The 14,052-nt window shown below is 32.2% G+C and carries 12 protein-coding genes and 1 tRNA gene; 10 read left to right on the top strand and 3 right to left on the bottom strand.

Annotated elements, in window-relative coordinates; genetic code table 11:
* Positions 1 to 47: 47 nt before the first annotated feature.
* From Q1A73_RS14855 to Q1A73_RS14845, 3 genes are all read right to left on the bottom strand, one after another.
* On the bottom strand, positions 48 to 857 hold the full coding sequence (locus Q1A73_RS14855) for a glycosyltransferase (protein WP_299607024.1): 810 nt from the start codon (positions 855 to 857) through the stop codon (positions 48 to 50).
* A 707-nt stretch (positions 858 to 1,564) separates the two neighbouring features.
* Positions 1,565 to 1,639 (bottom strand) — tRNA-Pro (locus Q1A73_RS14850).
* A 71-nt stretch (positions 1,640 to 1,710) separates the two neighbouring features.
* Positions 1,711 to 2,325 carry a hypothetical protein gene (locus Q1A73_RS14845; RefSeq protein WP_299607023.1) on the bottom strand — a complete coding sequence of 205 codons (615 nt, stop codon included), beginning with the start codon at positions 2,323 to 2,325 and terminating at the stop codon, positions 1,711 to 1,713.
* Between the two features lie 109 nt (positions 2,326 to 2,434).
* Here Q1A73_RS14845 and Q1A73_RS14840 point away from each other — a divergent pair, with 109 nt between their 5' ends.
* The 10 genes from Q1A73_RS14840 (at position 2,435) to scpA (ending at position 14,018) form a co-directional block, all read left to right on the top strand.
* Positions 2,435 to 4,714, top strand: coding sequence for a TonB-dependent receptor (locus Q1A73_RS14840; protein WP_299607021.1), 2,280 nt, complete (start codon positions 2,435 to 2,437; stop codon positions 4,712 to 4,714).
* Between the two features lie 45 nt (positions 4,715 to 4,759).
* Positions 4,760 to 5,878, top strand: a complete 1,119-nt coding sequence (locus Q1A73_RS14835; protein ID WP_299607019.1) for a PQQ-dependent sugar dehydrogenase — start codon at positions 4,760 to 4,762, stop codon at positions 5,876 to 5,878.
* A 17-nt stretch (positions 5,879 to 5,895) separates the two neighbouring features.
* A complete protein-coding gene (locus tag Q1A73_RS14830; protein ID WP_299607017.1) occupies positions 5,896 to 6,354 on the top strand; it encodes a cytochrome c in 459 nt (152 codons plus the stop codon).
* A gap of 140 nt (positions 6,355 to 6,494) precedes the next feature.
* Positions 6,495 to 7,247: a hypothetical protein gene (locus Q1A73_RS14825; protein WP_299607015.1), complete on the top strand. Its 753-nt coding sequence runs from the start codon at positions 6,495 to 6,497 to the stop codon at positions 7,245 to 7,247.
* A 92-nt stretch (positions 7,248 to 7,339) separates the two neighbouring features.
* Positions 7,340 to 8,437 (top strand): anhydro-N-acetylmuramic acid kinase, encoded by a 1,098-nt coding sequence (locus Q1A73_RS14820; protein ID WP_366141462.1) that lies wholly within the window; start codon positions 7,340 to 7,342, stop codon positions 8,435 to 8,437.
* Between the two features lie 97 nt (positions 8,438 to 8,534).
* Complete coding sequence (gene udk, locus Q1A73_RS14815) at positions 8,535 to 9,143, top strand: uridine kinase (RefSeq protein ID WP_299607013.1); 609 nt, start codon at positions 8,535 to 8,537, stop codon at positions 9,141 to 9,143.
* A gap of 87 nt (positions 9,144 to 9,230) precedes the next feature.
* Positions 9,231 to 9,542 carry a septum formation initiator family protein gene (locus Q1A73_RS14810; RefSeq protein WP_299607236.1) on the top strand — a complete coding sequence of 104 codons (312 nt, stop codon included), beginning with the start codon at positions 9,231 to 9,233 and terminating at the stop codon, positions 9,540 to 9,542.
* Complete coding sequence (locus tag Q1A73_RS14805; RefSeq protein ID WP_299607011.1) at positions 9,535 to 10,902, top strand: methylmalonyl-CoA mutase subunit beta; 1,368 nt, start codon at positions 9,535 to 9,537, stop codon at positions 10,900 to 10,902. The genes Q1A73_RS14810 and Q1A73_RS14805 overlap by 8 nt, the downstream gene beginning before the upstream one ends.
* Before the next feature lie 93 nt (positions 10,903 to 10,995).
* Positions 10,996 to 11,616, top strand: a complete 621-nt coding sequence (locus Q1A73_RS14800) for a hypothetical protein (protein WP_299607009.1) — start codon at positions 10,996 to 10,998, stop codon at positions 11,614 to 11,616.
* 266 nt (positions 11,617 to 11,882) lie between these two features.
* Positions 11,883 to 14,018, top strand: coding sequence for a methylmalonyl-CoA mutase (gene scpA / locus Q1A73_RS14795; protein WP_299607008.1), 2,136 nt, complete (start codon positions 11,883 to 11,885; stop codon positions 14,016 to 14,018).
* Positions 14,019 to 14,052: the final 34 nt, after the last annotated feature.

Below are 14,052 nucleotides of genomic sequence, written 5' to 3'. Positions count from 1 at the left end.
TGAAAGGGTTATAAACGAACCCTCTATTTTATAAGGAGACAAAGTAGTTATTTAGCCATAGACATTTGATTTTGTGTTATATATACTGGTTCTGCAACAGTAGTTTTCTTTCTTTTCTTGAAGCTGAAGTAATTAGCCCAAATAAATAATAAATTAAGCGGGATAAGGATCGAATCTCTAAAAGTTATTTTGGATCCTTCAACTTCTACCCAATTATCTAGCGGTTCCTCACTAATAGTGTTCATCAAATCTTTTACACCAACTTGTTTTTTTAATCTTAAAAAGATCTCTATATCAAACAACCACTTACTAATGAACTTTTTGTTGTAGATATTTCCTATAATCTCTTTCTTGAAAACTTTGGCACCACACTGCGTATCTTTAATAGGTAATTGCAGAATAAACTGTATGAAAAAACCCACGAAAGTAGATAATAAACTTCTAACCATACTTCTTTTAATTCCATCAGAATCACCTCCTTTTCTGGATCCAAAAACCATGGTTAAGTTTTGTTGACTATTTAGTTTTTTCGTTAGATTATCAAGTTCTTCCAGAGAAGTGGATAAATCAGCATCTAAGAATGCTATGTTATCAATAAAAGGAAGAGAATTAAGAAAATTAGCGCCTGTTTGTACTGCGGTAGCTTTTCCTTGATTTTGTTCTAAATCAATTACATAGATTTTCTCTTTGTTAGTTTCTTTAAGTTGATGAAGCATATATGAAGTGTTGTCGGTGCTTCCATCATTTACAAAACATAAGTAATAATTTTCATTGTTTTTTAAAAAGTTGCAAAATTTCTCTTTTTCTAGCCTATAGTACTCATTATAAGCAGGGATAATAATTCCAGTTTTAATCATCGTATTTTTAGATTTTAAAACTCCATAAGTGATTTTACTAATAAAAACTTATAAAGTAAAAGAGAACCGTTGTTGTTTAAAATTGATATAAATGTTCTCTATTTAGTTCATACTTTCTTCTGGGGCTTCCTGAAGATTAAATTACTTTTTTACTGATATTGAGCTCTGATTACCAGCACATTGTAAAAGTACTTCAAACACGAATTAGTTGAATACGGAAAAACCACAATTAAATTACGTTCTGTTAAAAAAATGTGCGTTTTATCCGATTTTTATGCTTTTAATACATTTTTTAACTCTCTTTAACAAAAAAAAAGAGGTATTGTACTACAAGTTAAGCGGAATTTACTAGTAATAATTTTACTATTTTAACAAAATTTAGGGGAAAAAACCCTTTTTTATTATCGAATAATTGAGGGAAAAATCCACTTTTTGATCATTTTAACCCAAAAAAGCGTTTTTCATGGAACTAAATATTCCAAAAATGATCATTTATATTACTCGAAAAACTTTAAATTTTATAAAAGATGTCCTTTAACACATTCACATTTGAAAACGCATTATAATAACAGAAAACAGCTAACTTATTTATTAGAAGTAAAATAGAAAGTTTTCAAGCTAATTAGCTTCTTAATTTTGAATTAGAAATAAGTATACTATACGGTAGCATAAAAAAATCCAATCACTGTACTAGTGATTGGATTTTGTCGGGGTGGCAGGATTCGAACCTGCGACCTCCGCGTCCCAAACGCGGCGCGATAACCGGGCTACGCTACACCCCGATAAGGTTATCCTTTTTGCGGGTGCAAATATAAAGAAACTCTTTTATTAAAACCTACTATTTTTTGAGATTTTATTTCAGAATTCTTTTTAATTGCAATGATAAAAGGTATCCCAATTTATTATAACACTCTCTTATTCTTTCTATATCACCAAATTCTCCGTAAGCGTAATTACCTATAACCTTTGGCGCCTGAGTAGCATACACTTCAGAATCCGATTCTGAAGTCTTCACAAACCTTAATGTAGTTTCTAATTTACCTTCTTCTCTTCCCACACTAGCAGATCCTCCATAACCCGTATATATCCAATCCGCTTCTATGATCAACGTATAATTCGTTTCTTGATCAGTCGTGACAAATTCCAAATCACTATAGGTTTTTAATCTCTCATTCAATCCTACTATAAAAGCATCTCTCCAAGTTTCTTTTTTAGCTATCTGATAGGTTTGAAACCATTTCTCACCGTTAGTAGGATCTTTTTTTCCATACTTTTTCTTCATGTTTTCTATGAATTCCTTCTCAGGATGACGACTATAAATAATAAGATCCTCCGGAAACGTAAGTTTTACCGCTACCTTAGTTTCATTTTTTAGAAACACTAACTTCTTTTTATCAATCTTAATTCGTTGAGCAAACGAAAGACTGCTCATACCTATTAGTAACAGGAAAATTGTTTTTTTAAGCATCCAATAAATATTTTAATAATTTTTCCATTTTTCATCCCGCTACAATTATAAGTTATTTTTAAGAACTCCTCCATAATTTGTTTCCGATATTTGATCAAAAATTGATCCTTTGAAAAAAACACTTGTTCTTCTCTTCTTTTGCTGCATTAACTTTTTACATTCTCAATTTAATATCTCTGGTATCATTAGAGATGAAACATCGTTGACACCTATTAATAATGTAACTATACTAGATCTTAAAACTGGAAAACAACACTTTTCTAATGAAAAAGGAAAATTTGATATACTTAGTAATGGAACCTTAAAATTTTCTCATCCTGGATATGAATCCAAACAGATAACTATTTCTAAAAATGCTACTATCGTTATTTCCTTAGCTCCAAAAGTCAACAAATTACAGGAGGTATTTATAAATAGTTTATCAATTCCATTACAACAAAAAAATGCAACAGAAGCCATTAGTATAATAAATCAACAACAAATTAATAGAGGTAATAATCTTGAACTACATCCTATTCTTAATAAAGTTCCTGGTGTATTTATGCAACACGGAACGTTAAATACTAATAGAATAACAATAAGAGGTATTGGCGCTAGAAATCTTTTCGGTACTGCTAATATTAGAACGTATTTTGGCGACATCCCATTAACGGATGGCAATGGAGAATCAGCAATTGAAGATTTGGAATTGGGAGCAATTTCAAGAATTGATATACGTAAAGGTCCTTCATCCAGTAGTTATGGTGTTGGCTTAGGAGGTACCATCTTACTGCATCCAGATTTTTCATTAAATACTCCGCTAGAATCTTCTATTTCTAGTACTATTGGCAGTTATGGTTTACAAAGAAACGTTTCCACTGTAAAAGTTGGTGGAAAGCTATACAACTTGAATGTTATTTATAGCAACAATAGATCCGATGGTTATCGTGAAAACAATACCTATCATAGAAATACACTTACTGTTACCTCTTCTTTAGAAGCTGGAAAAAAGAATCATCTTTCTCTCATGGCAAGTTATATAGATTTAAAAGCTGGAATTCCCAGTTCTTTAGATGAGGAAACATTCCGAACTAATCCAAGACAAGCAGCTTTTACTTGGGGAAGATCGCAAGCTTTCGAAGATGTTGCTTATGGAATCTTAGGTGTTAATTGGACGCATGACTATCATACTTCCCTTTCACATCATACCAGTATATTTTCTTCTTTTAGAAATAATTTCGAACCAAGACCTTTTAATATTCTAAAAGAAAAATCAAATACATTTGGGATTCGAACTCGTATTGTTGGTGATTCAAAAATCATTAGAAAAAATTTGAACTGGACTATTGGAGGTGAACTATTCTTTGACAATTACAATAGTAAAACATTCGAAAACCTATATGAAGACTTCCCTATTGGAACCGGAAGCGTATTAGGCGAACAACTCTCTGATCTAGATGAAAAAAGAAATTATTATAATCTTTTCCTAGAATCTAACTTGGAGTTCACTCCCAAACTGACCTTTAATTTAGGGGTTCATTTGAATCAAACGTTTTTTGAAGTTGAAGACTTGTTTACAAACAATGAGGATAGCTCTGGAGATTTTGATTTCGATCCTATTTTATCTCCGAAAATAGGTGCTAATTATGAGCTAAATAATAGCGTTATCATTTTTGGTAATATTGCACATGGTTTTTCTACACCTACAAGCGCAGAAACCTTATTGCCCGATGGAGAATTTAATGCAAATATAAAACCTGAGATAGGCTGGAATTATGAAATAGGAACTCGATACCAATTATTTGACAATAAATTATATGGTACTTTTTCTATCTATTCATTACGAGTAAGAGACTTATTGGTTTCTCGCAGAACGGAAGAAGATAATTTTTTTGCTATTAATGCAGGTAAAACAACGCATAACGGTATAGAAGGATCAATAAATTATCAACTATACCAATCCAAACAAAAGCAGTTGCTTTTTTCTTTGAATGGCACCATTAATGATTTCCAGTTTGATGAATTCATAGATCTTGATAATGATTTCTCCGGGAATGATCTAACAGGAGTACCTTCGCATGTATTGAATATTGGATTAGATTATTTCACAAAAAAAGGCATCTATGGTAATCTTAATTTCCAACAAGTTGGACAGATACCTGCTAATGATGCTAATACCGTTTATAGTGATAGTTATGAATTACTTAATGGTAAAATAGGATATCAAAATCAGATTGGATCACACATTTTTTATGATATTTTTTTAGGAGCTAATAATATCTTGGATAATATTTACACAGCACAATTACAAATTAATGCTCGCGGATTTGGTGGTAATGCTCCTAGATATTTTTATCCGGGATTACCTTTTAATATGTATGGTGGCATTAACATAAAATATAGATTATAAATAAAAAATATTTGTACTTTTCTATCGTAAACACAAGACATTATAATGAGAAACTTTTTAATACTTAAAACCGTTATTCTATCCGCTCTTCTCTCTTGTGCTCAAGAAAAGAAAAATGATATTACAATTGATCCTGACCCAAATAATTATACGACTGAGATTATAGTTCCTGATTTAGAAATTCCATGGGGAATGGTCTGGCTTCCTGATGGCAGTATGCTTATAACCGAAAAAAAAGGAGAACTGATTCATTATAAAGATGGCATTAAAAAAACTATTGGCAATATTCCCGAAGTATATAATAGAAATCAAGGTGGATTATTAGACATAGAAACCCACCCACAGTATAGCAAAAATGGATGGTTATATATTACATATTCTTCTAAAGAAGGTTCTGAAAAAGGTGGAAACACAGCGTTAATAAGAGCAAAACTGCAAAATGATCAACTAACGTCTATAGAAACTTTATACAAAGGTGCTCCTAATACCACTCGTGGTCACCATTTTGGATCCAGAATAGAATTTGACGATGATGGATATGTATACTTTAGTATTGGAGATCGTGGTAATAGAGATGAGAATCCTCAAGACATTACTAGAGATGGTGGAAAAATATATCGATTAAAAGATAATGGCAGCATTCCAAATGATAACCCTTTTGTAAACGACCAAACATCAAAAAAGGCTATATTTTCTTTTGGACACAGAAATCCACAAGGAATGGCAATTCATCCTACCACCGGAAAAATTTGGGTTCATGAACATGGCCCAAGAGGAGGTGATGAAATTAACATCATAGAAAAAGGTTTAAATTATGGATGGCCAGTAATTACCTATGGAATTAATTACAGCGGAACTTCTATAACAGATATTACGAGTAAAGAAGGTATGGAACAACCTGTATACTATTGGGTTCCTTCTATCGCACCAAGTGGAATGGACTTTGTAACGAGTGACATATATCCCGATTGGAAAAATGATCTATTAGTAGGATCTCTTAAATTTCAATATCTAGAACTGGTAGAACTAGACAAAAACAAAGTAATTGGCAGAAAAAAATTACTTGATGGTATAGGTCGTGTACGTAATGTACGTCAAGGTCCTGACGGATATATTTATGTAGCAGTTGAAAATAAAGGAATTGTGAAAATAGTTCCTAAGTAATATCTGATATTTTTCACATGAAAAAACGAATCAAACAAATCATAATTTTAGAAATAGTTTCGCTCATCTGTTGTATTTCGTTACTAGCGAAACAGCATAAGAATGTTGAAGAGTATAATATAATTCCAGATACTCAGGAAACAGATCTTTCCAAAAGTATCGAACGAGGAGAAGAAATATATACTGATTTTTGTATGCAATGTCACTTACCAGATGGAAAAGGTACTCCAAAAGTTTTTCCACCATTAGCTGGTTCGGATTGGTTAACAAACAAAAGAGAACAAAGTATTCATTCTATAAAATATGGTCTAAACGGGCCTATAACTGTGAATGGGGAAACATACAATAGCGCTATGACTTCATTAGGTTTGGACGATGAAGAAATTGCGGATGTTATGAACTATATTATGAATAGCTGGGGAAACAAACAAAGCAAAATGGTTACTGTAGAAGAAGTAAAATCTGTTAAACGATAAATGAACACTGTTTATTTCTGAATTTCCATTTTTCAAAAACCACGGATAACAATACTCCTAAAGTTTACGTTACTATCTTTGTATATTATAAAAACTTATTTCTAAGTTTTTATGGGTAAAGAATGGTAAAATACGAATAGATGAAATCTTCTTTATTTTTTGTACTACTTTTTATAAGCATTAGTGCTTACAATCAAGATATAGAAGATCTTTCTCCTAATCGATATAGATTTAAGTACAAGTCTCAAGTTTTTAAGGGAACACGGCTACAGATAACCGAACAACTTCGAACTATTAAAAACGGACCTAAGTTTTCTGGCATACCCGAAGAAATACAAACTGGAATTAACAAGCTTTTTAAGGACGCTAAAAGCCAAGCTTTTCCTAGAGTTTATAAAAGAAAAGCGATTGTATTTCTAGATGCCCTGTACGATTATGAAGCGTTTGTTATTATGTATAACGGGGCACTTTATGATGTAGTGGAGAAACTAAAAAGAGATATGAAAAAAATTGATTTCAAACTCGAAAGACAATTCATAAAAGCAAAAACCGCAGTAGATCGCATAAAAAAAACAGACTCCACCAATATAAAAGAAATAGAATTTTTAAGCAGTGAACGACAGAAAAGTTTGATTAGATTAGCGAGTCACAGATGGATGAAAAAAAAGTTCGATACTTATAAAGGAATTAATATTGTTGAAAATCCAGATGAATTAATTACTGAATTTAAAAAAGCGCAAGCCGGATATGTATTCTCTGTTTACAAAAAGAAGAGTGTGGATCAAATTAAACGATATCTGGAAAATGAAATTATCGATTTCTATTACAAAAAAGCTATCGTAGAAATCAATCCAGAAAAATTGGATCTTCAATATATCAACAAATACAACTAAAAGAGTCCATCACAAACAAATTAAATAATTTCAGAAATTTTGGCTTATGTAAATCCATATATCGGTCAAAATATTAATCAAAATGTTCTATTTTGCAGTCGCAAATGTCTACAAACTTTCTAACATATAAAGTAATTGGACTCATGTCTGGCACATCCTTAGACGGATTAGATATTGCTTATTGTCACTTTACAAAAAACACAAAAGGATGGTCTTTTTCTGTAGAAAAAACATCTGATGTTTCCTATTCTCCGGAACTCAAACAAAAACTCAAGAATTCTATCCACTTAAATCCTGTTGAGCTTTTGGCTTTTCACAATGAATATGGCACATGGTTAGGTAAACAAGTAAAGACATTTACAGAGCGTTATGACTTAGATCCAGATTTTATTGCTAGTCATGGACATACGGTTTTTCACCAGCCAGAAATTGGACTCACCTATCAAATGGGTTCTGGGCAACATATTGCCAATGCTAGTGAGCAAAAAGTAATTTGTGATTTCAGGACAAATGACGTAGCACTCGGTGGCCAAGGAGCTCCTTTAGTACCAATCGGAGATTTATTATTATTTCATGAATATGATTTCTGTTTAAATCTTGGAGGAATTGCCAATATTTCTTTTGAATTACACCAGAAAAGAATCGCATATGATATTTCTCCAGCGAATATGTTATTAAATCATATTTGCGGAACCATTCAGTTGGAGTATGATGATAAAGGAAATCTATCCAGAAATGGATCTTTAAACGAAGAATTACTAAAATCACTAAACGAATTAGATTATTACAAAAAGTCGTATCCTAAATCCCTTGGTTTTGAATGGTTTCAAGAAAAAATGCTTCCCATTATTAAAAACACTCAGGACACCACCGAAAATTTACTACATACATCGATACACCATATAGCCGAACAAATTGCCAATGCTGTCAAACAAACCAATAAACAAGGTTCAACACTTCTGATCACGGGTGGAGGTGCTAAAAATGATTTTTTAATAGAAACTTTAGAAAACAAAACTCATAGCTTTTGTAAAGTAATTACTCCTACCGAAGCTATTATTGATTTTAAAGAAGCCTTAATTTTTGCATTTATGGGAGTATTACGAGAACGAAATGAGGCGAATTGCTTAAGTTCGGTAACAGGCGCAAAAACAAATTCATCTTCTGGAGTAATTTACAATCCGTCATAAAACGAAATTCAGGTTTCGGATAAATCCAAAAAAACTCTACAAGTTAAACGTATAATAACTCAATAACTATTTCTAAATTTGCAAAAAAATATTGGGAATGTTAATTATTGGTATTGCAGGAGGAACTGGTTGTGGAAAAACAACCGTGGTAAAACAAATTGTCAACGAACTACCTGAAAATGAAGTTTGTGTAATCTCTCAAGATTCTTATTATAAGGATACTAGTCACCTTAGATACGAAGAAAGAACTAAAATAAACTTTGATCATCCGCAATCTATAGACTTCGATTTATTAGGAGAACATCTTACAGCTTTAAGAAAAGGAGAAACGATAGAACAACCCGTATATTCCTTTGTAGAACATAATAGAACTAAAGACACGGTTCTTACAAAACCAAGCAAAGTAATCATCGTAGAAGGGATTTTAATTCTTACCAATCCTAAAATTCGCGAGATGTTCGATATCAAAATATATGTTCAAACTGATAGTGATGAACGATTGATAAGACGTTTAAAAAGAGATATTGCAGAAAGAGGTCGTGATATGGAAGAAGTTCTAGACAGATATCAAAACACCTTAAAACCTATGCATCAACAGTTTATTGACCCAACTAAAGAATTTGCGGATCTAATTATCCCAAATAATAATTACAACAACGTTGCTATAGATATTGTGAGAACAATAGTAAAAGAACGCTTGAATTAACTTTTGTACCTTTATAACCAATTAATGATTTAATCCAAATTGAAGCTAAAGCAATATTTCGAAAAGCTTAGGAACACTCCTGCATTAATACCTGTATTTGCCATATTTTTTAATAAATATGTGTTGATTGTTTTGGTATTTGTGATTTGGATATTGTTTTTGGATACCAATTCATGGTTAATCCATCGCGAATTAGACCAAGAAATCAAAGAATTAAAAGAAAATAAAGAATATTACAAAAAGGAAATTGTCAAAGATCAAAAGGATATAAAAATTCTGAAAGATAGTACCGAACTTGAAAAATTCGCAAGAGAAGAGTACTTCATGAAGAAAGACAATGAAGAAATTTATATTATTGAATATGAAGACAGTATCCCTAAAAAAAAGAAAGATGACTAAAACTTTGTTTGAACAATTTGATCAAGTTTCTGCAAAAGAATGGAAACAGAAAATTCAGTTCGATCTTAAAGGAGCAGACTATAATGAGGCACTGATTTATAAATCATATGAAGGAATTGATGTTAAACCTTTCTACAATGAAGAAGATATCAGTCACATTTCAATCGATAATTTAAATCCATCCACTTGGAAAAATTCTCTAAAAATTGAGGTTCAAGATGCTACCGATGGAAATACCAGTGCTCTTGAAGCTATAAAGAAAGGTGCGGAAACAATCTATTTTGTTATTCTTTCAGAAAAAATAGATCCTAATATATTATTAGCCAATATTAAATCTGATATAGGGATTTATATTGAAACTGCCTTTTTATCCAGCACATATATTGAAAGGTTAAATGCAATTGTCAGCGAATCGGCACTTGATATTTTTGTTCTTACGGATATTATTGGAAACCTAAGTAAAACGGGGAACTGGTATACAAACCTAAAAGAAGATCATGATGTATTAGAAAAGGTTTTAGAAAAAGGAGCTTCATTAAAAAGTTGTATCAGCGTTGATTTAAGTACTTTTCAAAATGCTGGAGCTACAATGATTCAACAGTTAGCTTATGGATTAGCACATGTAAATGAGTACTTAAATTATTTTCAAGATAAAAGCCTTAACCCTTTTAACAATACACCTGTTATTTTTAAAGTAGCTGTAGGTGGAAATTACTTTTTCGAAATAGCGAAAATACGGGCATTACGAGTTTTATGGGATTCTTTAGCAGGAGAATATAATATGTTAAAAAAATGTTATATATTCGCACATCCTTCACACAGAAATAAAACGATTTTAGATTATAATGTTAATATGCTTCGTACTGCAACAGAATGCATGAGCGCTGTTTTAGGTGGAGCGGATGTTATACACAATGTAAGATATGATGAAATCTATAATCTAGAAAATGATTTTGGTACAAGAATTGCACTAAATCAATTATTGATTTTGAAAAGCGAAAGTTATTTTGATATTGTAAATAATCCTTCATCAGGTTCTTATTATATCGAAAGTTTAACAAATCAATTAGCCGAAAAAGCACTTGCTTTGTTTAAGAATATCGAAGAAGGCGGAGGCTATTTGATTCAATTAAAAGCTGGAACTATTCAGAAGAAAATAAAAGAAAGTGCAGATAAAGAACAGGAGCTTTTTGATAAAGAGGAAATTGTTTTGACTGGAGCAAATACATTTAAAAATCCAGATGAAATCATGCCCCCTTTACAAAAAGAAGTGTTTAAAGAAAAAAACGTAAGAAAAACATTAATAAACCCCATTATTAGCAGGAGATTGTGTGAAAAAATTGAGAAAAACCTAATATAACGCTAATAATTGAGAATTTATTGTTAACTTTCGTGTATATTAACAGTTAAGCAGTAAACAATTAACAAAACTAAATCTTAATCGATGCCCCAAATGATTAGATCTAGAATCGCTATAATAGCATTTTTATTTTTTACGGTTATAAGTCACGCTCAAAGCAGTATCAATTGTTTAACTGTTGATTCCAGTGGTTTGTACAGCAAAGCCTTTAATTCTTTTGAAAAGGATTTGTTCGAACATTACAACTTCGGTAATGATTCCATCAAAACGTATCGAACATTTTTAGCAGAAGTAGCTAGTCTTTCATTAGATCTTAGAAAACTACCGTCTAACAACTCAATACAATTAGCGCGTACATTTAAAAAGAAATCGAGTGACCCTAATTCTATCTGGGTAAAACTAAGCGAATACGAAAATCAGGAAGCTACAAAAAAAACATCTCCAAGCACAACTACAAATCAAGGAGAAGAAGAAATTTTAATCTTTAATTATAGAGGAGGATTGATCCAATGTCTAAAAAATAATAGTAATAGCGATGACTTTCAAAACATCATAAGCACCCTAGAGCAAGATGGAAATGTAAGTACTTCACTTATTGCACAACGAATTTATTATATCCCAGATGACCGGTTCAAAGCCGATGAAATAAAGAAATTCATTGCTTTTGATATTTACTATTCCATACTCATGGTAATAGAAAAAGCATTCGGTTAATTTTTTTGATAAATTTCTTTATAAACCATCAATTAATTTCGCATTTTTCAAAATAGATCATTAATAAAACCGTAATTTTACATTTTTATTAATGGTTATTCTTTAATAAATAGAAAAGTATATTTTCTCAAATGTATTTTGTCAATTTCTATTTTATGTAATACAATTGGATGTGTTACTTTACTGGCGAGCCATACGAATGGTTAAATCAATCACTCTTTTGGAAATACATTTTGATGAATATGTTGAAAAAATGAAATTTTAAAATGGCAAGGAAGAATATTCAAAACATTACTATAAATAAAGAACCTTCTCAACAGAATTCTCATATTAGCAATCCCTCTTTCACTACTGCCGAGGGGATTTCAATAAAACCTACGTATCACAAAGAAGATATTGAAGAACTATCCCATCTCGACTTTGCAGCAGGAATTCCTCCATATTTACGCGGTCCATATTCTACTATGTATGTTAGAAGACCATGGACGATACGCCAGTATGCTGGATTTTCTACCGCTGAAGAAAGTAATGCGTTTTATAGAAGAAACCTAGCAGCAGGACAAAAAGGATTATCTGTTGCTTTTGATTTAGCTACACATCGTGGTTATGACAGTGATCATGAAAGAGTGTTTGGTGATGTTGGAATGGCAGGAGTAGCCATTGATACAGTAGAAGACATGAAAGTGCTTTTTGATCAAATCCCATTGGATAAAATGTCTGTATCCATGACTATGAATGGTGCCGTACTTCCTATTATGGCTTTCTATATTGTTGCCGCAGAAGAACAAGGGGTCGATCAAAAGTTATTATCAGGAACTATTCAAAATGATATTTTGAAGGAGTTTATGGTTCGAAACACCTATATATATCCACCTACACCATCGATGAGAATCATAAGTGATATTTTTAAATATTGCTCTAAAAACATGCCTAAATTTAATCCAATAAGTATTTCTGGTTACCATATGCAAGAAGCAGGAGCTACATGTGATATTGAACTTGCCTATACCCTAGCAGATGGATTGGAATACGTTCGGAAAGGAATTGAAGCTGGATTAGATGTAGACTCTTTTGCTCCTAGACTGTCCTTCTTTTGGGCAATCGGAATGAACCATTTCATGGAAATTGCAAAAATGCGTGCAGCTCGCATGCTTTGGGCTAAGTTAATTAAACAATTTAACCCACAAAATCCAAAATCTTTAATGTTAAGAACTCACTGTCAAACAAGTGGTTGGAGCCTTACAGCACAAGATCCTTTTAATAACGTTGCCAGAACCTGTATAGAAGCTAGTGCCGCTGCTTTTGGTGGAACACAAAGCCTTCATACAAATGCATTAGATGAAGCTATAGCATTACCTACAGATTTCTCGGCTAGAATTGCAAGAAATACACAAATATATCTACAAAAAGAAACGCAAATAAACAGAACTGTAGATCCATGGGCGGGAAGTTATTACGTAGAATCTTTGACCAATGAGATTGCAGAAAAAGCTTGGAAACTTATTGAAGAAGTAGAAGAACTTGGAGGAATGACTAAAGCCATAGAAGCAGGAATTCCTAAAATGCGTATCGAAGAAGCTGCGGCGCGCAAACAAGCTAAAATAGATAGTCAGCAAGATGTAATTGTTGGAGTAAACAAATACCAACTGGAAGAAGAAGAACATATTGCTACACTGAAAGTTGACAATAATGCTGTAAGAAACCAGCAAATAGAAGGTCTAAACAAGGTAAAAGAATCAAGAAACGAAAACGCTGTACAAGAAGCACTACATCAACTAGCGCTTGCTGCCAAAGATGACAACGAAAATTTATTAGCTTTAGCTGTAAATGCAGCTAGACTGAGAGCCACTTTGGGAGAAATTAGTGACGCATTAGAAAAAAAATTTGGAAGATATAAAGCCGAAATAAAATCGTTTACAGGAGTGTATGCTAAGGAAATAAAAAATGATGAGTCTTTTAATAAAGCAAGACAACTTGCTAATCAATTCTCTGAATTAGAAGGAAGAAGACCCAGAATTATGATTGCAAAAATGGGGCAAGATGGCCATGATCGTGGTGCTAAAGTGGTAGCAACCAGTTATGCAGATGTTGGTTTTGATGTAGACATAGGACCCTTATTCCAAACTCCAGCTGAAGCTGCTAAACAAGCTGTGGAAAATGATGTGCATATTGTTGGGGTTTCTTCTTTAGCAGGTGGACATAAAACATTAGTTCCACAAATTATTGATGAATTGAAAAACCATGGACGAGAAGATATAATGGTAATAGTTGGAGGAGTAATTCCGCCAGATGACTATGATTTCTTATTTCAAGAAGGAGCTGTTGCTATCTTTGGACCAGGAACCAAAATTAGTGATGCAGCAATTACCATTCTCGATATACTAATTTCTACTTTCGAGTAATTTTATTTGAAAAATCAAATACAAACTACTACAA

Source organism: uncultured Aquimarina sp., assembly GCF_947492115.1.
Taxonomy (GTDB): Bacteria; Bacteroidota; Bacteroidia; order Flavobacteriales; family Flavobacteriaceae; genus Aquimarina.
This window is presented reverse-complemented; position numbering and strand designations above follow the sequence as displayed.